17 protein-coding genes are annotated in these 20,196 nt (G+C 70.5%); 5 read left to right on the top strand and 12 right to left on the bottom strand.

The window, feature by feature from the left end; genetic code table 11:
* Positions 1-10: 10 nt before the first annotated feature.
* Together HWX31_RS31710 and HWX31_RS31705 are read right to left on the bottom strand one after the other, a co-directional pair.
* On the bottom strand, positions 11-3,928 hold the full coding sequence (locus HWX31_RS31710; RefSeq protein ID WP_174963384.1) for a tetratricopeptide repeat protein: 3,918 nt from the start codon (positions 3,926-3,928) through the stop codon (positions 11-13).
* Positions 3,918-4,991: an endo alpha-1,4 polygalactosaminidase gene (locus HWX31_RS31705; RefSeq protein WP_415493195.1), complete on the bottom strand. Its 1,074-nt coding sequence runs from the start codon at positions 4,989-4,991 to the stop codon at positions 3,918-3,920. The genes HWX31_RS31710 and HWX31_RS31705 overlap by 11 nt, the downstream gene beginning before the upstream one ends.
* 472 nt (positions 4,992-5,463) lie before the next feature.
* Between HWX31_RS31705 and HWX31_RS31700 the strand changes: the two genes are divergently transcribed.
* The 5 genes from HWX31_RS31700 (at position 5,464) to pelG (ending at position 11,294) form a co-directional block, all read left to right on the top strand.
* Positions 5,464-5,691 (top strand): hypothetical protein, encoded by a 228-nt coding sequence (locus HWX31_RS31700; RefSeq protein ID WP_174963379.1) that lies wholly within the window; start codon positions 5,464-5,466, stop codon positions 5,689-5,691.
* 76 nt (positions 5,692-5,767) lie between these two features.
* The gene (locus HWX31_RS31695; protein WP_174963377.1) at positions 5,768-7,213 is read left to right on the top strand and encodes a PelD GGDEF domain-containing protein; all 1,446 of its coding nucleotides are present in this window, start codon (positions 5,768-5,770) and stop codon (positions 7,211-7,213) included.
* On the top strand, positions 7,200-8,132 hold the full coding sequence (locus HWX31_RS31690; RefSeq protein WP_175934007.1) for a lipopolysaccharide N-acetylglucosaminyl transferase: 933 nt from the start codon (positions 7,200-7,202) through the stop codon (positions 8,130-8,132). Before HWX31_RS31695 ends, HWX31_RS31690 begins: the two co-directional genes overlap by 14 nt.
* A 15-nt stretch (positions 8,133-8,147) precedes the next feature.
* Entirely contained in the window at positions 8,148-9,821 is a 1,674-nt protein-coding gene (gene pelF, locus HWX31_RS31685; protein ID WP_425129535.1) for a GT4 family glycosyltransferase PelF, read from the top strand.
* 102 nt (positions 9,822-9,923) lie between these two features.
* A complete protein-coding gene (gene pelG, locus HWX31_RS31680; protein WP_174966155.1) occupies positions 9,924-11,294 on the top strand; it encodes an exopolysaccharide Pel transporter PelG in 1,371 nt (456 codons plus the stop codon).
* A 47-nt stretch (positions 11,295-11,341) separates the two neighbouring features.
* Here pelG and HWX31_RS31675 read toward each other — a convergent pair whose 3' ends face one another.
* The 10 genes from HWX31_RS31675 to HWX31_RS31630 all read right to left on the bottom strand — a co-directional run bounded on the left by HWX31_RS31675 (position 11,342) and on the right by HWX31_RS31630 (position 20,193).
* The gene (locus HWX31_RS31675) at positions 11,342-11,962 is read right to left on the bottom strand and encodes an HAD family hydrolase (RefSeq protein WP_059660838.1); all 621 of its coding nucleotides are present in this window, start codon (positions 11,960-11,962) and stop codon (positions 11,342-11,344) included.
* Positions 11,963-12,038: 76 nt separating this feature from the next.
* Positions 12,039-12,644: a type II secretion system protein gene (locus HWX31_RS31670; RefSeq protein ID WP_174966156.1), complete on the bottom strand. Its 606-nt coding sequence runs from the start codon at positions 12,642-12,644 to the stop codon at positions 12,039-12,041.
* Positions 12,641-13,030: a type II secretion system protein gene (locus HWX31_RS31665; RefSeq protein ID WP_059609923.1), complete on the bottom strand. Its 390-nt coding sequence runs from the start codon at positions 13,028-13,030 to the stop codon at positions 12,641-12,643. Before HWX31_RS31665 ends, HWX31_RS31670 begins: the two co-directional genes overlap by 4 nt.
* A 13-nt stretch (positions 13,031-13,043) precedes the next feature.
* Positions 13,044-13,577: a type II secretion system protein gene (locus HWX31_RS31660; protein WP_174966158.1), complete on the bottom strand. Its 534-nt coding sequence runs from the start codon at positions 13,575-13,577 to the stop codon at positions 13,044-13,046.
* A gap of 24 nt (positions 13,578-13,601) precedes the next feature.
* Positions 13,602-15,905, bottom strand: a complete 2,304-nt coding sequence (locus HWX31_RS31655) for a type IV pilus secretin PilQ (protein ID WP_175934006.1) — start codon at positions 15,903-15,905, stop codon at positions 13,602-13,604.
* A complete protein-coding gene (locus HWX31_RS31650; RefSeq protein WP_174965698.1) occupies positions 15,906-16,535 on the bottom strand; it encodes a hypothetical protein in 630 nt (209 codons plus the stop codon).
* Positions 16,532-17,095 carry a hypothetical protein gene (locus tag HWX31_RS31645; RefSeq protein WP_174965699.1) on the bottom strand — a complete coding sequence of 188 codons (564 nt, stop codon included), beginning with the start codon at positions 17,093-17,095 and terminating at the stop codon, positions 16,532-16,534. Before HWX31_RS31645 ends, HWX31_RS31650 begins: the two co-directional genes overlap by 4 nt.
* Positions 17,092-17,622, bottom strand: a complete 531-nt coding sequence (locus HWX31_RS31640) for a hypothetical protein (RefSeq protein WP_174965700.1) — start codon at positions 17,620-17,622, stop codon at positions 17,092-17,094. Before HWX31_RS31640 ends, HWX31_RS31645 begins: the two co-directional genes overlap by 4 nt.
* Entirely contained in the window at positions 17,619-18,485 is an 867-nt protein-coding gene (locus HWX31_RS31635) for a hypothetical protein (RefSeq protein WP_174965701.1), read from the bottom strand. The genes HWX31_RS31640 and HWX31_RS31635 overlap by 4 nt, the downstream gene beginning before the upstream one ends.
* Positions 18,466-20,193 (bottom strand): GspE/PulE family protein, encoded by a 1,728-nt coding sequence (locus tag HWX31_RS31630; RefSeq protein ID WP_174965702.1) that lies wholly within the window; start codon positions 20,191-20,193, stop codon positions 18,466-18,468. Before HWX31_RS31630 ends, HWX31_RS31635 begins: the two co-directional genes overlap by 20 nt.
* Positions 20,194-20,196: the final 3 nt, after the last annotated feature.

Here is a 20,196-nt window from a genome sequence, read left to right as displayed (position 1 = left end):
GCTTGACGGGTCAATACATCCAGCGATAGCGGATGCCGACTTCGGTGAAGGGCGTCGACTGGTTCGACGACGCGCTGGCATGGGTGATGTAGAGGCCGAGCTGGTCGTGGCCGAGCACGCTGCCGACGACGCCCGCCGTCACGCGCTCGCCCCACTTCGCATTCGAGTCGTACAGCGGGCCGACCTCGAGGAACGGCCGCCAGCGGCGCGAATAGCCGTCGAGCAGCCCGTTGCCGAAGCCGCCGAGCAGCGCGACCTGCGTGAAGTTTCGCGGCACGAACAGCGGCGCCGTCAGCGGCACGCCGTTCGGCGCCATCTGCTGCAGCAGCGCGCCCGGCGTGCCGTTCGCGGTGTACGCGCCGTGCGTGACGGCGACGCGCACCGTGAAGTCCGGATACGCGATGCGCAGCTTGTAGCCGCCGTCCGCGGTGATCAGCGTGCCGTGGCCGAGGTACGAGCGGTCCTGCCCGTAGAAGCGCGCGTATTCGACGCGCGCCCGCGTGAAGACGTGCGGGTCCGGCTGGAACGCGACCGCGCCGACGACGTTGTCCTTCACGCCGCCGACCTGCAGCTGCGACGATTCCGTCGCTTCCTGGTTGCGCCCGAGCGAATAGCTGAAGCTCAGCGGCCGGCCCTCGAACAGCGCGCCTTCGATGCGCACCGTCGTGAAGTCGCGCAGCGCATTGCGGCGGCCGAGCACGAGCGCTTCGCGATCGATCGTGCCGTAGCGGCGCAGCACGCCCTCGAAGTTGCGGTCCTTGCCGGGCACGCCGGGCAGCGACGCGTCGCCGTGCTGCGCGCGGTCGACGTAGCGGAACGCGAACGCGAGCGTCGGCGTGATGCGCACGCCCGCGCCGATGCTGGTCTCGTAGAACAGCAGCGGCCCCGTATGCAGATACCGGAAGCCCGGCGCGATCGCCTGCGCGGTCGGCATCACCGCATCGACGTAGGTCGCATGCATCGCGTCGTTGTCCGGCAGCAGGTTCTGCGCCCGCGCCGCATCCTGCTGCGCCGCTTCGACGCGGCCCGCGCGCTGCTCGACGGCGATCTGCGTCGCGACCGGCATCGGATCGGTCGGATCGTCGAGCATCTGCGTCAGTTTCGCCGGATCGTCGTCCGCGAGCGCGAGCGCGGCCTTCGCGTACGACGGCTGCGACAGGTGACGGGTGTAGCGCCACGCGAGCCAGTCGCGCTCGAACTCGTACGCGTCGTGCGACTGGCTCCACGCGAGCAGCGCCTCGCTCGCGACCGCCGAATTGCGCTCGTCGCGGCGGGTCAGCGACTGGGCGGTCGCCGGCGGCAGCATCGACAGGTCGCCGAGATCCGCCGCCGCCTTCGACGCCGGCGCGGCACCCGCCTGCTCGTCGCGGCGCAGCAGCTCGATCAGCAGCCGCTTCGACGCATCGCCGCCCGCGAAGCGGTCGGTGAGCGCGATGAAGCGCACGCGCGCCATGTCGTATTCGTCCGGCGTCATCCGAGGCGGCCGGCGCTGCTCGATCCGCTCGCGATGCAGCTTCTTCCATGCGGTGCGCCGGATCTGCCACGCCTCGTCGGTCTGCCCGTCGAGCTCCAGCGCATCGGCGACCGTCAGCCGCCACAGCATGTCGTCGCGATGCGACGGCAGGTTCAGGCGCAGGAAATGCAGCGCGGCGCGCGCATCGCCGAGCTGCAGGTAGGCCGCCGCATACGCGGCCGCGAGCGGCGTGTCGGCGGTCGCGCGCGACCGGTACGCGCGCAGCGCGGCGCGCAGTTCGCTCGCGCTGCCCGCGTCGTTCAGCAGCCAGATCAGCGCGACCTGCGCGTTCGCATCGTCGGGCTGGATGCGCAGCACCGCGCGCACGTCGTCGATCGCCCGCGCGGGCTCGCCGACGAGCCGCCAGTATTGCGAGCGCGCCATCAGGTATTGCGGATCGCGTTCCGCGGCGGCCGCCTGCGCGGGCGTCAGCGAATTCAGCAGCGTCGCGATGCGCTCGTACGCGCGGGCGCGGGTGTAGTAGTACACCGCGCGCCGCAGGTCGCGCAGCTCGCCGGTGCGGCGGTACGCAAATTCGGCGACGCGGCCCGCGTCGAGCGGTTGATCGTCGAGCGCGTCGATCATCTGCTCGAGGTCGCCCGGCGTTTCGCGGCCGCCCTTCAGCAGGTGCCGCGAGCCCTCGACGACCACGTCCGGCTTGCCGGCCAGCTTGCCGAGCGTCGCATACAGCCGCCAGTACGCGTCGGTGTTCGCCGCCGTGCCTGCCGCGGGCTTCGCCTTCTCCAGCGCCGCGAGCGCCTCCGCATAGCGATGCTGGCCGTACAGCGCCACCGCGATCTTCGTCGCATACGCGGGGTTCGGGCCGTAGTCGTGCTCGAGCGTCTGCCAGGTGCGCAACGCCAGCGCGTCGTCGCCGGTGCGCTCCGCGAGCGCCGCGGTGCGTTCCAGCACCGGCTGGCGCAGCGCGCCGTGCGCCTGCATCGCGAGGAAGCGGATCGCCGCGCCCGGGTCGGCGCGCCCCACCTGGATCGCGACGTACGCATCGATCCATTCGAGCTGCTTGCGGCGATCGACCTTCGCGCCGCCCCGCTCGAGCTCGTGCTGCATCGCGGCGAGCAGCGCGCGATCGTCGCGCAGCGCGGGCGCGAGCCGCAGCACCTGCTGCCACGACGCTTCGTCGTTGCGCGTCTTCGCGAGCCACAGGTACGCGTCGAGCGCGACGCGCGGCCGGTTGTTCCAGGTCGCGACCTGCGCGAGCCGCTCGTGCCACACGACGGAATTCGGGTCGCGCGCGAGCGCATGGCGCGCGACCTCCTCCGCTTCGCGCAGCTTGCTGTTCTGCAGGTAGACCTTGAATGCGAGTTCCTCGTCGGACGGCTCGGCCGCTTCGCCGGACGCGTTCCCGGGCTTCGCCGCCTTCTCCGCCGCCGACGGCGCGACGTCGTTGGCCTCGTCGGCCTCGTCGGCCGACTCGCCCGGCGCCTTCGCCGCCTGCGCGACGCGCACGACGTGCGGCCCGTCGCGCCAGCGCCATACCGCGAGCGTGAGGCGCGGCGCGTCGGCCGCGTCGCGGCGCGCCGCCGACGGCGCCGCGTCCGCGCGCTTCGACGCGCCGTGCAGGTTCATGAGCTGGTTCGTGTAGTCGGCGGCCAGGTCGGGTCGGCCCGCCGCCATCGCCAGCGAGATCAGGAAGCGCAGCGTGCGCGCATCGGTCGCGAGCTCGCCGACGTGCTCGCGCGCGGCGAGCATCGCATCGCCGAGCAGATTGCCGCCCTGCAGCGCCCGCAGCCCCGCGAAGAACAGCGTGCGCCGCTCGGCTTTCGACGTCGCGCGCTCGCTCGCCGCGAACGCCGCGTCGGCGGCCTCGCGGTAGTGCCCGCCCGCGAGCTGCGCAGCCGATTCCTTGTTGAGCCAGAAGATCGCGCGCGCCGGCTCGCGCATCGCGAGGCGATGGTAGCAGCGCGCGGCGAGCCCGCCGTCGTTCAGCGCGGTCGCCTTGACCGCGAGCATCTGCAGCTGCGCCGGCGACAACGGCGCGTTCAGCGCATCGTTGAGCAGTGCATCGAGTCGCGCGATCCGGCCGATGCGCTCGGGCGCGCCTTCCGGCAGCGCGTAGAGCCGCTGCTCGGCAAGGCCGATGCCGGACAGCAGCGCGCGCAGCCTGACGTCGGCATCCGGCGACGCGCGCAGTTGCGCGATGAGCCGCTCCGCATCGTCGTAGCGGCCTTCGCCGATGTATTCGCGCGCGAGTTGCTCGACGGCATGCGCGTTGTTCGGGTCGGCGCGCAGCCACGCGCGCAGATACGCGACGGTGAGCATGTCGGTCTCGCGGCTGTCGAGCAGCGCGCGTTCGAGCGTGCCCCGCGGAAACACCGCGACGAGCGACAGCGCGACGGCCGCGCCGAAGCCCGCGATGCCGAGCGGCGAAACGATTCGTTTGCGGTCAGATTGCACGGTCGGCCCCCATGTCGACGAATGGCGCGCGACCGGCCGCCGGCGCTGCGTCGCGGCGTTCCGCGCGCACGGCCTCGCGTGCCGCGAGCGCCGCCGCGCGCAGCCCCTGCGCGAACGCGCCGACGCCGACGACGTCGAGCGCCGGCCCCGTCACGTACGGAATCACGCCGGCCGCGCGGATCCGCGCCGCGGTGTCGTGCGCGCACGCGTCGTCAGCCGGCGGGCAATAGTCGATCGACACGACCGGCAGGCCGTACGCCTTCGCGGCGCTCACCTGCAGCATCAGCCACGCGCGATCGGCCGGCGTCACTTCGGTATAGCGCTGCTGCGCCTGGTTCCAGCCGCGATAGAGCGACTCGAACGCGACCGCATACACGCTCGCATGCACGCGCGGCAGCAGCTCGAAGCCGCGATTCAGGATCAGCCGCGCGGTCGGAAAGCGCGCCTTGATCGCGTCGATCACCGCGACCACGCCCGCTTGCTGACGCGCGCGCTCGGCATCGGTCTTCGCGATGATCTGGTAGGAGTCCAGCGTATCGAGGAAGAAGCCGCGAAAGCCGCGCGCCCACAGCGGCGCGATCACGTGCTCGACATAGAACGCCGGCCATTTCGGCATCGCCTGATCGACGACCGCCGAGCCCCACGCGCGATTCTCGCCGCGCAGCCATGCCTTCGGGATGTCCTTGAAATACCGGCGCGCGGCCGTCACTTCGCCGACGCTCACGTAGGCGAGCCACGTCGTGCGCGACGTGTCGGCCGCACCCGGGTCGAAGTCGCTGTCGGGCTCGACGACGACGCTGCCGAACGACGACAGCGCGACGACCGGCACGTGCGCACCATAGAAGAACGCGAAGGTGGGAAGCGGCGCGACGGCCGCGCCGGCGGCGCCCGCGCGCGCTTCGCCCGCGTCGGCCGTGGCAAGCGGCGCCGCGAACGTGGTGGCGGAATCGGCTGGAAGCGGAGCCGTGTCGAGAGAAGCGGCCTGCGCCGACGCCGACAGCGGCGCGAGACACGCAATGAGCGTCCTCGCGCCGACCAGGCGACGTCGAATCCTCCCCAACATGACCATGCCCCCCGGGCCCAACGGCTGTTGGCTTTGCACTGCGAACCCCTGTGTTGTCATTCTTGCGTCGCGGCGCGCCTTCCCTGTTTCCGTGTCCCGAAGCACACGAACGCGCCGCGCTGTCGAATCGATCGCGCATGAAAGCGCGATGCCTTGGATGAAGAAATAGACCAAGACATTTCGAAGTTCAAGGCGGGAACCTTGCAGGATCACGAAACGTCGGGGCGGACTTTCCCGTAGTGCATGCGGACAATGCGAACCCTTGCCGCACGCTGTTGCACATCTGTTACGCGCCGCCGCAAGCCGGCCTGCGCCACGCGCCGACGGCCGGCGGCGACGGCAATGCGCGATCCCGTTGCACGCGCACCCGGCAGATGCCGCCCCACATGTGCGCGGCAGGCCGCGCCGGCCCGCGGCGCACCGATACGGGTGCAGATGTATCAGCGATGAAACGAAATTCGAGCGATTCAGCGTGCGCGCTGCCGCGGCGCACCGTCCGTCCGCGCTTGCGCAAGGTGGCCCGATCACTGGTACGTTATTTGCGTTTCCGCGAGGGGCAGCATCGACGGCGCAGGCCGTCACCGTACCGGTGATCGGCGTCAGCTTCGACGCCGGCGTCGAAGCCTGCGGCGGTCAGCCGATCTCCAGCATTGTGCTGCCCGCGGGCGACGTGCTGACGATTCCGGGTCCGGCACCGTGAGGCTCGGGAGGACGGCAGGCACACGGCCCGCACGGCCGCTACACACGACAACGATCCGGATGCGCGAGGTTAAGCGATGGCCCTTGACACCAAATCGACACGACTCGACGCGGGCATGGACGCGCAGGCCGACGCGCCGCCGCGCGACCGGCGCCCCGGCCTGCGCGCGCGCTTCGCGCGGCGTGCGTCGGCCGCGCGTTTCGCGTCGCTGCTGCCGCGTGACCACGCGGCGGCGTATGTCGCGCTCGAAACGCTGGTGCTGTCCGTCGTCGTCTTCGCGCTGTGCCGCGTGCTGTCCCCCGCCGATCCGCTGCTGATCGGCAAGGCGTTCCCGTGGATGTGGCTGCTGCCGCTGTTCGTCGCACTGCGCTACGGCACCGTCGCCGGCCTCGGCGGCGGCGTGCTGCTGTGCGTCGCATGGGGGGTGTTCTATGCACGCCTGCCGCTCGCCGACGTGTTTCCGCGCGACTTCTTCGTCGGCGGCTTCATCACGATGCTGGTCGCCGGCCAGTTCAGCGACACGTGGGCCACACGGCTGTCGCAGGCACGCGTGTCGAACGCCTACCTGAGCGAACGCCTGTCCGTGCTGACGAACAATCAGTACCTGCTGCGGCTGTCGCACGACCAGCTCGAGCAGGACCTGCTGGTTCGGCCGTCGACGCTGCGCGACGCGCTCGCGCGGCTGCGCGCGATGATGCTGCACGACGACGCCGGCCCGGACGCGGCGCTGCCCGGCGCGCAGCGCTTTCTCGACACCGTCACGCACGCGTGCCAGCTCGAGGCGGCACAGATCCACGCGCTGCACGACGGCGTACCGGCCGCCGTGCCCGTCGCCGCGACCGGCGCGCCGTTCGATTTCGACGCCGACGATCCGCTCGTCGTCGCCGCGCTCGACGAGCTCGCGCTCGCGCACCTGCAGTCGCTCGACGCGCGCGACCGCGCACACACCCGCTACGTCGCGTGCGCGCCGCTGATCGGCGCCGGCGACGAAGTCATCGGCATGCTCGTCGTGTCGCAGCTGCCGTTCCTCGCGCTGACCGCCGACAACCTGCAGCTGATGTTCGTGATGGGCAGCTACTACGCGAACGGCGTGCGTCACGCGGCCGTCACGCGCGACGTGCTGCAGGCGTTCCCGGATTGCCCGTACGACTTCGCGCTCGAATATGCGCGGCTCGCCGACCTGCAGCGCACGAGCGGCATCGCGTCGTCCGTGGTGCGGCTGCGGTTCGACGCGAGCCACCAGGCGCAGGCGATCTTCGATCACATCGAGCGGACCAATCTCGACTTTCACGTGCAGTGGATCGTGCGTGCCGGCGGCACGTGCGCGCTGCTGTTCCTGATGCCGCTGTGCGACGAGGTCGCCGTCGACGCGCAGCTGCAACAGATCGAAGCCGACGTGCACAACCGCTTCGGAGTCGGCTTCACGGACGCGCGCATCGTCGCGCGCTGGGCGCCGCTCGCCGGCGCGCCGTCCGACGGCGTGCTGCGCCAACTGCTGGCCGACCGTGATGACCTCGCGTGACCCTGCCCCGCGTGCGTCGCGCAACGCCCGCGCCCGCACCACCCGCGCCGCGCCGCCCACGCCACCCGCGCCACCCGCGCCGCCCGCTTCGCCGCGTCGGCGACCGGCGTGGCCGGGCGGGCGCGCGCTGCTCGCGTCGCGCGAGGCCGGCCGCTGCGCGGCCGACGCGATTGCGCGCCTCGCCGCGCGCCTGCGCGCGTTCGCGTTTCCGCGTCTCGACGAAGGCGCGCTGATCGCGCTCGTGCGCGAGCCGCAGTTCGCACCGCACCTGCTCGCGACGCTCTCGTATGCGCAGGAACACCAGGTGAAGGAAGGCCTGCTGAACCGGCAGGCGGCGGTCGGCCGCCGCGTGACCGCGCTCGTCGCGATGCAGACGATGCCGGTGCGCGCCGCCAGCCCGATCCTGCACGGGCTGCTGAACGATCCGGCCGACGACGTGCGCCTGCTCGCCTACGGCATGCTCGACAAGAGCGAGAAGCGCGTCACGCAGCAGATCGACGTCGAACGTGCGCGGCTCGCGCGGCGGCTGTCCGACGACGAACGCTGCCGCGTCGACAAGACGCTCGCCGAACTGTATTGCGAGCTGGTCTACGCGCGTCTCGTCGAAGGCGACGTCTACCGCAACGCGCTCGAGCAGGGCGACGCACACGCGGTGTGCGCGCTGCGCCACCAGCCGCTCGACGGCGCGCTGTGGCGGCTGCGCGGCCGCCTCGCGTTCGAGACCGGCCGCCTCGACGACGCCGACGCGATGCTGAAAAAAGCGATCGACTGCGGCTTTCCGCGCATGCGGGTGCTGCCCTATCTCGCCGAGATCGCCTACCTGCGGCACGACTACGCGGCGGTGCGGCGCTGCCTCGACGGCCTGCCGGCGGTGCCGCCGCACCGGCTCGCGCCGATCGCCGACTACTGGAATACGTGACGAGGAACGTCCACCATGATGCGCGACTCCGGTCTCGACACGCCCCCCGGCAACCGGCCGGCCACCGTCACCGATGCGCTCGGCAACGTGCTGCCGCGCGCGGCGTGCGCGGACATCGGGCTGCTGCTCGAGGGCACCTATCCTTACGTGAGCGGCGGCGTGTCGTCGTGGGTGCACGACATCATCCGCGCGTTTCCCGAGTACACGTTCGGCCTGTGCTTTCTCGGCAGCAAGCCGGACGACTATCCGAAGATGTCCTACCCGCTGCCGGCCAACGTCGTCCACCTCGAGCTTCACTACCTGTACGACGCCGATCCGCCGTCCGGGCACGTGCACAGCGTGCCCGGCAACCGCGACGCGTTCGAGCGGATCGCGCTGCTGCACGAGCAGCTCCGGCGGCCCGCCGACGCGCCGCTCGACAACCGGCTCGTGCGGCGCGTCGTCGACGACCTGACCGAAGAGCACCGGCTCGACGAGGCGCAGTTCCTGTACAGCCAGGAAGCGTGGACGTTCCTGACCGACCAGTATCGTGCGTACTGCAGCGACCCGTCGTTCTCCGACTATTTCTGGTCCGTGCGCCTGATGCACCGGCCGCTGTGGAAGCTCGCGCGCATCGCCGAGCAACTGATCCCGATGCGCCTGTATCACGCGGTGTCGACCGGCTACGCGGGCTTTCTCGGCGCGTTGCTGCGGCACCGCCAGGGGCGGCCGCTGCTGATTTCCGAGCACGGCATCTACACGAAGGAACGCAAGATCGAGCTGTTCCAGAGCCAGTGGATCCGCGACAACCGCAACCTGATCGAATACGACGCGTCGCACATCGGCTACTTCCACGAGATGTGGGCGCGCTTCTTCGAGGCGCTCGGCAAGATGACCTACGCGGCCGCCGACGACATCGTCGCGCTGTACGAAGGCAACCGGCGCCGCCAGATCTTCGACGGCGCGCCGCCGCCGAAGACGCACACGATTCCGAACGGCGTCGACCTGCGCCGCCTCGCGCCGCTGCGCCGGCTGCGGCCCGCCAGCGCGCCGAAGGTGCTGTGCCTGATCGGGCGCGTCGTGCCGATCAAGGACGTGAAGACCTTCATTCGCGCGATGCTGACCGTGGTGCGGGCGATGCCGGACGCCGAGGCCTGGATCGCCGGGCCGGAAAGCGAAGACCCGTCGTACGCGGCCGAGTGCCGCGAACTGATCGACCGCCTCGGCCTCGCGGGCAAGGTGACGCTGCTCGGCATGCAGCGCATCGACGAGCTGCTGCCGAAGATCGGCGTGCTGGTGTTGAGCTCGATCTCGGAGGCGCTGCCGCTCGTGATCCTCGAGGCGTTCGCCGCGGGCGTGCCGGTCGTCACGACCGACGTCGGCGCGTGCTGCGAGCTGATTCACGGCTCGGACGCCGACGACGCCGCGCTCGGCGCCGCGGGCCGGCTCGTGCCGATCGCGGACCCGGCCGCGCTCGCGCACGAGGCGCTCGCGCTGCTCGCCGACGACCACGCGTGGTGCGCAGCTCAAGCCGCCGGCATCGCGCGCGTCGAGCGCTTCTATTCGCAGGAGCGGATGGTCGGCGCCTATCGCGCGCTGTACTCGATGCTGGCCGGCGCGCCGGACCGGCACATGCCGGATGCGGGACGCGCGGCCGCCGCCGCGTCGGCGTGTCCGTACGCGGGCGCGCGGCCGGCGGCGCGCGGCTAGCGGCCAGCGGCGCGCGGCCAGCGCCGCGAACGAAGGGCTTGCGCCGGCCGCCGGCACGCCGCTGCAAGCGACGGCAACCGGCCCGGGACGAAGGAGCGATCGATGTCCGCCATCGGAATCAAGCTGCGCCGGCTCATCCGGCACAATTCGCTGCTCGGCATCATGCGCGCGTATGCGTATGCCGGGATGGTCGGCGCCGGGCCGTGGATCTGGTCGATCGTCGGCATCCTGCTGGTCGGGCTGCTCGGCGCGTCGCCGCTGTTGCCGAACGCGATCGTGTCGGATTTCCAGGTGTCCGCGACCTACCTGATCGCCGCGAGCCTGATCGTCACCGGCCCGATGCAGCTCACGCTCACCCGCTTCACGAGCGATCGCCTGTTCGACCGGCAGCTCGACGCGATCCTGCCCAACTTCACCGGCGCGCTGCTCGCGGTCACGGCCGGCGCGATCATGCTGGGCCTGCTCGCCGCCGGCTTCGCGTTCGACGCGCAAAGCGCGCTGTATCGCGCGCTGATGGTCACCGGCTTCGTGCTGCTGTGCGACATCTGGACCGCGAGCGTGTTCCTCGCGGGGCTCAAGCAATACAGCGGCATCCTGCGCGCGTTCTTCGTCGGCTACGCGGTGACGACGGTGGCCGCGGTCGCGCTGAAGCGCTTCGGCCTCGAAGGGCTGCTGTACGGTTTCGTGCTCGGCCAGACGCTGTTGCTGCTGTTGCTGCTGATCCGGGTCTACGGCGGCTTCCCGGCGTCGCGCGTGGTCTCGTTCGACCTGCTGCGGCGCGCGCACCACTATCCGGCGCTGCTGCTGATCGGCTTGCTGTACAACCTCGGCATCTGGATCGACAAGATCATGTTCTGGTATTCGCCGAGCTCCGGACAGGCGGTGATCGGGTCGCTGCATGCGTCGGTCATCTACGACATCCCGATCTTCCTCGCCTATCTCGCGATCACGCCGGGCATGGCGGTGTTCATGCTGCGCGTCGAGACCGAGTTCGCGGGGCACTACGGCGCGTTCAACACCGCGATCCGCGAAGGCGGCTCGCTGCAGCAAATCGAATATGCGCACGACGCGATGGCGCAGTCGCTGCGCAGCGCGCTGTTCGACATCGTCAAGGTGCAGACGCTGACCGTGCTGGTCGTGCTCACGACCGGCCCGCTGCTGCTCGAGACGATGGGCATCTCGCGGCTCTACATGCCGCTGCTGTCGGTGCAGGTGATCGCGACCAGCCTGCAGATGGTGTTCCTCGCGATCATGAACAGCTTCATCTATCTCGACCGGCAGCGGCCGGCGCTCGCGCTGATCGCGCTGTTCTGCGTGCTGAACGGGTGCCTGACCGCGGCGTCGCTCGCCGCCGGCCCGGTGTTCTACGGGTACGGATTCGCGATCGCGCTGCTCGTCGTGGTGCTCGTCGGGATGAGCTGGCTGGACCGGAAGCTCGATACGCTCGAATACGAGATCTTCATGCTGCAGTAAGCGGCGCTCGCGCGCCGCGATCCGCTGTCCACGCCAGGCGTCGGTCGTCACGCATCGATCGGCGGCATCGGCCCCTGCCCGCGAATCCACGCCCAGTTCGCGCGCTCGGCCATCTCCTTGTCGCCGCGGCTGTCGCCATACGCGAACAGCTGCCGAGGCGGATGCTCGCCCCACCACGCGCTCAGCCGCGCGACCTTCTGCGGCCCCCAGCAGTTCTCGCCGTCGAGCCGGCCGGCGAACGCGCCGCGCTCGAACGCGAGCCGCGTCGCGAGCACCGCGTCGAAGCCGGCCGCCTTCGCCCACTTCTCGAGGTACAGCGACGGCGACGCGCTCACCAGCACGAGTTCGTGGCCGCGCGCGCGATGCTCGCGAATCCGCTCGAGCATCTCGGGCCGCACGAGCCGCGGCAGGTCCGTCGCGACGAAGCGGCACGCGGCCGCCTCCAGCGCGTCCTCGCGCATCGGCCCGAACGCGAACCACGCGAACTTCGCCTTCGCGTCGCCGCGCGACAGCCGTCCCGCCTTCATCGCGGCGATCCACGGCAGCGCGCGCAGCCCCGCCCACGCGAAGCGCGGCGTGCCGATCGCGGAGCGGACGAAATGGCGAAAGCTGTCGGAAGTGGTGATGGTGCCGTCGAAATCGAACGCGGCAACGATGCGGTCGGTCATGAAAATCGGTCGGAAAGTCGTTCGGAAGCCCCCGAAGATAACAGAGACTTCGCCGCGCGCGCCGATCCGCCGCGCGTCACCGCAACCCGGACCGCTGCTGCCCCGGCAGATACCCGCCGAACCCGGACAGGCTCGGCGCGCTGGCCGCCGCATCGGACGCGGCCTGCGCGGCGGCCGGCGCCGCATCGCCGGCCGGCATCGCCAGGCCCGGCGCGAGGTAAAGGAACTTCCACTTCGCGTAGGTCTGCTCGCCGTCGAAATCCGCGTATTGCGGCGGAAAGCCCGCGCGCTTGACGGTGGCCCGGTCGACGCTGCTGTAGACGCCGTAGAAGCGGTCGGCTCGCCACAGGAACATCCAGTCGGTCCGTCCGGTCAGCGGGTCCGGATACGCGCGCCGCAGATGATGCATCGGCTTCGGGAAACGGGTGTCGTCCACCAGATCGTCGACGCTCGCCGGGTACGCGCGAGCCAGGCCGTAGTAGCGCACGATCGCCTTGCGGTACTGGTCGCCGGCGAACAGCAGCTGCTTCTCGTCTTCGCGGCGCCGTTGCAGCGCCCAGACGTCCAGCGCGCCCGCCAGCGCGATCGACATCAGCATCAGCGCGATCAGCAGCGCGAGCAGCACGAGCCCGCGCTGACGCGCGGCATGCGCCCGGCACGCGGCCCGGCCGGCCGCGCTCATCGCGCCGCTCCCGCCGCGTGCGGCGGCTCGCCCTGTGCGCTGCTCGCGGGCGCCACGTCGTAGACCCCCGGCTTGGTCTCGTCCGGCGACGCGATCACCGCCCATTTGTCGTCGCCGTTCACGGGATCGACCGGGACCACGCGCAGGTAATGCTTCGCGACCAGTTCGTCGAGCGTCTCGGGATACTGGCCGTTGTCGCCGAAGTACTGGTCGATCGCGTTGCGCATCACCGCGATGTTCTGCTGCCGGACCTGCTCCTTGCCGCGTTCGATGCTGTGCAGGTAGCGCGGCACCGCCAGCGTCAGGAGCAGGCCGATGATGGCCATCACGACCACGATTTCGATCAGCGTGAAGCCGCGCGATCTGCGCATGCGAGCGGGTTTCATGATGGGTGCACCGTCACCATTGTCTGTACGGGATGCCGTTGATGCCGACGCGCGCGGATTTCGACGTCACGTCGAACACGTCCTTGCCTGCCGCGTCGGTTCCGGACGATGCGCCGGACGACCCGCCGGCCGCCTGATCCGGCGGCTGGCCGTAGGCGCGCACGTTCCAGGTCTCCTCGGGCGGCGTATCCGGGTCGCCGGTGAAGAACGGATCACGCGGCACGCGGCGCAGGAACATCAGCAGGCCGCCCTTGGGGTCCCGCGCGTCCTTCACGCCCGTCACGAGCACGCCCAGCGACGGCGGATAGCCGGACGCTTCGGCATCCTTTTCGATCTTCCCCGCGTCGCTCGCGTCCTTGTATGCGTCGAGCGCGGTGCGGATCTCGCGCAACGCGGCGCTCAGCTCCTGCTCTTTCTGCCGCTGCACGATCAGCTCGGAGAACGGCATGATCGCGAGCGCGAGGATGCCCACCAGCGCGAGCGTGATCACCATCTCGATCAGCGTGAAGCCGCGCCGGGCGTGATGCCCCGTGCCGCCGATGCGCATCGTGCCGTTCCGGGTCGCCACGGTTCAGTTCCCGCTCTGGACCGGGTGCAGCGGGTTTTCGCTCGGGATGTCGCCCGCCGGCATCCGCAGCGTCGACGGCGGCGGCGCGGCCGCGGCCGGGGCTGCGGCGGGCGCCGGGGGTGCCGCAGGCGCCGGCGATGCCACCGGCGTCACGGTGGTGCCCGGAGCCGGTTCCGCTTCGTTGCCCGCCGGTTCGGCCGCCTGCGCCGCGCCCTGCGCAGGCTCCGCCGCCTTCGCGGGCGCCGTCGCCGGCGCGGGCTGCTGTCGCGAGAAACGCCCGCCGTACGGTTCCGGCGGCGGCGTCGTGCGCGGTGCGGCCGGCAGCTGCCCGAACGCGCCGCTCTCCGGCGAAGGCAGCGCGCGGGTCGCCGCCGCGCCCAACGCCGAAGCCGCACTGGCGCCGGACGTGCCGCCGCCGACGCTGCCGGGCACCGGCCGCGCCTTGGGCCGCGCGGCCGCCGCGGGCTCCGCGGCCGCTTCCGCGTTCAGCGCCACGGGATCGAGCCGCAGCTCGTCCGCGTGCACGTTGACGTCGGTGCCCGACCACACTTCCTGCGTGTCCGCATCCGCCGCGACCTGCGGCCGGATGATGTGCGGCGTGATCTGCAGCACGATCTCGGTCTTCTTGTGATCGCCTTCGTGATCCGAGAACAGGCGGCCGAGCAGCGGCAGCTGCCCGAGCCCCGGCACCTTGTTCGCATTGCGGCGGTCCTCGTCCGAGATCAGCCCGCCCATGATCTGGGTTTCGCCGTCCCGCAGCCGCAGGCTCGTCGATGCGCTGCGCGTGCCGATCTGATACGCGAGCGAGCTCAGCCCCTGCGAATTGCCGCTCTGGATCGTATTGGTGATGTTGCTGACCTCGAGATTCAGCTTGATGCCGACGTCGCCGTCGCGATAGACCTGCGGCTCCACTTCGAGCTTGATGCCGACATCGAGGTACTGGATCATCTGCGTGAACGACGGGCCGCTCGTGCTCGGCGTGCTCGAGCTCGAAATCACCGGCACCTTGTCGCCGATCATGATGCGCGCCTTCTCCTTGTTGCGCGTGCGGATGCGCGGGCTCGCGAGCAGGTTCGCATCGGTGTCCGTGAGCTTGAAGTCCGCGGTGGCGGACAGCCCGCTGACGTTCAGCGCATTGACCGGCAGATGGTGCAGCGCGCCCCAGGTATTCACCGTGCTCGGCGTCGACACGGTGAACGAGTTGGGCCAGTTGATGCCGAGCTGCGACATCCGCTCGTGCGACACTTCCAGCACCTCGACTTCGAGCATCACCTCCGGCTCCGGCAGGTCCTGCGCGGCGATCATCTCGTCTGCCACCTTGATCATGTCCGGCGTGCCGCGAATCGTCACGGTGTTCGCGCGCTCGTCGATCACGACTTCCTTCACTTTCAGCAGGCTCTTCAGCAGCGACTGGATCTGCTTCGCGTCGACGTTCGACAACTGGAACGTGCGCACCTTGAGTTCCTGGTATTCGAGCTCCTTCGCCGGCGTCGCCGGGTAGATGAACAGCGTGTTCGCGTTCATCTGCTTCTTGTCGAGCTGGTTCTGCAGCAGGATCATGTCGACCGTGTCCTGCAGCGACGCGTTCTGCACGAAGATCGTCGTCTTCAGGTCGGCCCGCACGTCGCGATCGAAGATCACGTTCAGTCCGGAGGTGCGCGACAGCGCCTCGAAGACCATCCGCACGTTCGCGTCGCGGAACTGCAGCGATACCGGCGTGCGCATGATCGACGACGCGGCGAGCTTGTCGTCGCGCTCCGCGTGCTGCTGCCGGCGCTTTTCGTCGAGCTCCCGCTGCATCCGCAGCGCCATCGCATTGGCCGGATTCTCGACCAGCACGCGGTGCACGCGATCGGCCGCCTGCGCATACGAGCCGCGCTTCATCATCCGGTCGGCTTCCTGCAGGATCGCGAGGTGCTTGCGGTCCTGCTCGATCATCGCGCCGATCCTGCGCGCGCGCTCGCTGCGCGGGTCGAGCTCGGTCGCCATGAAGACGGACCGGGCCGCGGCGTCGAACTGGTTGTCCAGGCGAAGCCGGTCGGCGTTGTCGAGGAGTTCGTCGATTTCGGCATCACGGTCGTGCATCGCGTCGATCTTCACCTGCGCGTTGGTCGGATCGTCGTGGAGGTTCGGCACGTGTGCGCAACCGCCGCACGCGAGCACCGCCGCGGCGATCGCCAGCGCGCGCTTCGTCGTGGTCCGGCTCGCCGGCGTGCAGCGGGAATCGAACGGGGTGACAGGCACGACGCCTGTCGATGGACCGCTGTTCCCGTCGCGGCGCGCCCCCCGTGTGCGTGAGGTTTTCATCTACTTTCCCTCCACTGGAATGGACACCACCTGCGTCTGGTTCAGCGGCAGATAGGTCAGCACCACGTTCGACGCCGATACGGAGTCGACACGGTACTGGCCATCGATCACGTCGCCGGGCGACACGATCAGCAACTGATCGCCGTTGCTGAGAAATACCTGCGGCTTGTCCGCCTTCGCATCCAGTTCGCCGACGTAGGAAAACGGCACCGGGGGCGCCGTCGGCGGCGCCGGGCGCGCGGTGGGCGGCGGCGCCTCGACGGGCGGCGGCGGCTGCCATGACGACGCGGTGAACGGATCGTTCGCCGATGCGACGGACACCGGCGCGCGCAACGCGGCGAGCTGCTCCCGCGGCGTCGGCGCGGGCGTGGGCGTATCGGCAGATGCACGTGGCGCCGCAACGGCCGCAGACGCAGATGCCGCAGACGCCGCTTGCGACGGCAGCGCACGATGCCCGGCAACCGGCCGAGCGCCCGCGTCGTCGCGATGCAGGCGGTCGAACGCCGCGCGCGGCGACGGCGCCGGCGACGCCGCGACCAGCATGCGATACCCGACGACGCCGGCGACGATGCAGCACAACGCCAGCGCGATGCGTGCGACGGCAGCGGGTTTCAATGCGGCCGGCTTCATGGCTGCGCGCTCCGGTAAACGAGCTCGAAACGCACGCGCGCGTCGAGCACGTTGCCGTTCACGGCGGGACGCTCGACGTGGATTTCCTGCAGCGCCGCATTCGGCACGTTGTTGAGCACCCGCGCGACGAATCGACGGATCGCGCCGTACTGATCCTTGACGGGCAGCAGCACCTGATAGCGCGCGAAGCGCGCGCCCGAATCGGTCGTCACCTGGTACTCGGCGGCCCCGAGCGTCAGGTTGCTGTCGCGCGCCTGCGCGAAGATCGACGCGATGTCGTCCGCGCTCTGCGAAAAGCGCGGGAACAGGTCGGGCAACGCGTCGAGCGCGACCGCTTCCGCCGCCGCGTGGCGCCCGCCCGCCGGATGGCCGCGCGCCGCCCGCGCGAGCCCCACCGGGTCCCGCAGCGCGCGCGTGTCGGCTTCCACGTTCGAGGCGGCCGCGTACAGAATCGCCGCCGCGCCGAGCGTCAGCACGCCGGCGAGCCCCGGCAGGCCGAACGCGCGCCGCAATTCGTAGCGCAGCGTGAGCAGCGAGTCGCGCAACCGGGCCGCTTTCATGATTTCCTCCAGACCGCCGTGATCTGGAAGCGCACCGGCTTGCCCGGCACGTTGTTCTCGATCACGTGACCGTTGAGCACCGCTTCGCGCAGCAGCACGCTCGCCTGCAGATACTTCAGGTAGGCGACCATCGCGTCGAGGTTCTTCGCTTCGGCGGTGATGCGGATCTGGCTCTGCGCCGGGTTCTGGTCGATGCCGATCAGCGCGACGTCGTGGTCCGGATAATCCTCGACGATCGAAAACAGGTCCTGCCACGGCACCGTCAGTTCGCGCAGGACCGCCTGGCCCTGCTTCTCCGCAAGCTTCGCCGCCGGGGTCGGCGGCGGCTTCGCGACATGCCGCTGCGCGAGCGTCCGATGGCGGACGGCCTCGATCGCCGCCTGCGCGCGATCGTTTTCCGCATACGCGTGCCACAGCCGTGCGCCGCACGCGATCAGCAGCACGGCGGCGGCAGCCAGCAGGATCACGCCGCCCGCCGCGGGGCGCGCGCGGCGCCGGCCGAAGTCGATGTCGACGAGCGGAATCATTGCGCCGCCTCCATCAGCCGGCGCGCGAGCGACCCGTCGAGGGCCGGCTGCGGCGGGCGGATCGCCGCCGCGAAACGTTCGGCGAACGGCGCGGGGTCCATGTCGATGCCGCACAGGTAGATCCGGCATTCCTCGCGCTTCAGGCCCGCCCGCGTCGCCGAACGCTCGAACAGTTGGCCGGCGAGTTCGGCGAGCCGCGACGCGTCGCCCGCATCGCCCGCGAACAGGCGCTGCGCGTCATAGGCGGCCCAGCCGACGCGTTCGATCATCACCGCCTGCATCAGCTCGCCGGCGACGAACAGCAGCAGCGCATCGCCGTCGCAGCCCGCCGCGATCCGGTTCAGCATCTGCGGAAGACACGCCCGCACGCTGCGGATGCGCATCGCGCTGGCGGCGCACGCTTCGTGCATGCCGTCGTGCAGCGCGCGCGGCAGCGCGCTCGCGAACAGCGCGCGGCCGCCGTGCTGCACGCACCAGCGCACGACCAGCGCATCGCCGTCGATCCCGCAGGTGTCCGAAAAATGCGCGAGCGCGACGGCTTCGAGCTCGCGCGCGCGCAACGTGCGGAAGTCGCCGCGCAGGATCGCGTGGTTGCACCAGAAATCGTCGAGCACGACGTATGCACTGCGTATCATCGGCGCGGCGCTTGGCTCCGCGCCCTGCTGCGCGGCGCCGAGCGCGGCGCGCAGCGCATCGAGCACGCCCGGCTCGGTGCCGAACTGCGCATCGGGAATCGCGACGCTGACCGGCTCGGCGACCGGCGCCCGCTTGCGCAGGTACCACCGTCCGCGCGTGCGGGCGCCGACGACGACCTCGCGGGCGCCGACGCCGATCGCAACCGGACTATTCAACCATCGTGACACGGTTGATCTCCTCGAGTGTCGTTTCGCCGCGCCGGACCAGCTCGATCGCCGCCGAGCGCAGCGTCGTCATCCCGCCGCGCAGCGCCGCCGCCTTGATGTGCCCGAGCGGCGCGCGCTCCGACAGCAGTTGCCGCAGCTCGTCGTTCATGCGCAGCGCCTCTGCGATCGCACGCCGCCCGCGATAGCCGCTGCCGCGGCACATCGCGCAGCCCGCGCCGCGGCGAAACAGGTAGCTGCCGGCCGCGTCCGGGTCGATGCCGGCGCGCACGAGCGCGTCCGCGTCGACCGTGTCCTCGGTCAGGCAGTCCGCGCAGCACTGGCGCAACAGCCGCTGCGCGATCACGCCGTTGAGCGCGGACACGAAGCTGTACGGATCGACCTCCATGTTCGTGAAGCGGCCGATCACGTCGAACACGTTGTTCGCATGCACGGTCGTGAACACCTGGTGCCCGGTCAGCGCGGCCTGCACGGCGATCTGCGCGGTTTCGGGATCGCGGATCTCGCCGACCATGATCTTGTCCGGGTCGTGCCGCAGGATCGAGCGCAGCCCGCGCGCGAACGTCAGGCCCTTCGCTTCGTTCACCGGAATCTGCAGGATTTCGCCGAGCTGGTACTCGACCGGGTCCTCGATCGTCACGATCTTCTCGAGGCCGTCGTTGATCTCGGTGAGAATCGCGTAGAGCGTCGTGGTCTTGCCGCTGCCGGTCGGCCCCGTGACGAGCAGCATCCCGTACGGCATCGACGCGATCGCGCGCATGAAGCGCGTGTCGGCCGGCTGGAAGCCGAGCGCCTCGAGCGTCAGGCCGCCCGCGGCCTGCGACAGCTGGTAGCGGTCGAGAATCCGCAGCACCGCGTCCTCGCCGAACTGGTTCGGCATGATCGACACGCGGAAATCGATCTCGCGCCCCGCGTACAGCGCCTTGAAGCGCCCGTCCTGCGGCACGCGGCGCTCCGCGATATCCAGCTCGGAAATCACCTTCACGCGCGACAGCACCTGGTCCGCGACGTCGCGCCCGTCGATGCGGCCGACCACGGTGAGCACGCCGTCGACGCGGCACTTGATCATCAGCCCGTTCGCGCGGCATTCGAGGTGGATGTCGCTCGCCAGCATCTTGAGCGCGTCGTAGATCGTCGAGTTGAGCAGCCGCACCACCGGGCTGTCGTCGCTGCTGATGCCCTGCAGCGTCAGCGCGAGCGACGCCGGGTCGGCGGTGCGCTGGATCGGATCGTCGAACGCGAGCGAGTCCATCGCGCGCACGTCCTTCTCGCGCACGGTCAGGTATGCATTGAGGTCGCCCGCGCTCGCGAGCGCCCAGCCGTACGGCACCGCCGGCCGCGCGCGCATCCGGTGCTCGACCCAGCCGCGGGTGCGCGCATCGAGCGGATCGGCAACGGCGAACAGCAGCGCATTGCCGTCATCCGGGTGGCGGAAGCACACGCACAGCCGCGCCGTCGCGTCGACGAACGGCACCACGTCGAACTCCGGCTCGAGCCGGTTCAGCTCGCGCATGCCGATCGGCTTCATCCGGAATTGCGCGGCGAGCTGCGCGCGCAGCTCGTCCGCGCCGAGCGACGTGCGCGCCATCAGCTCCTCGAGCGCGCGAATGCCTGAACCGTGCCGCTCGGCGAGCGCGCGCAGCGTGTCGCGCAGTTCGGCTCCCGCGTCGGGGAGCGTTTCCGATGGGGGGGTGACGGTATCCACGTGCATGCC

The organism is Burkholderia ubonensis, from assembly GCF_902833085.1.
GTDB lineage: Bacteria > Pseudomonadota > Gammaproteobacteria > Burkholderiales > Burkholderiaceae > Burkholderia > Burkholderia ubonensis.
Note: the sequence above shows the minus strand (reverse complement) of the source record. Positions and strands in the feature narration are given on the sequence as shown.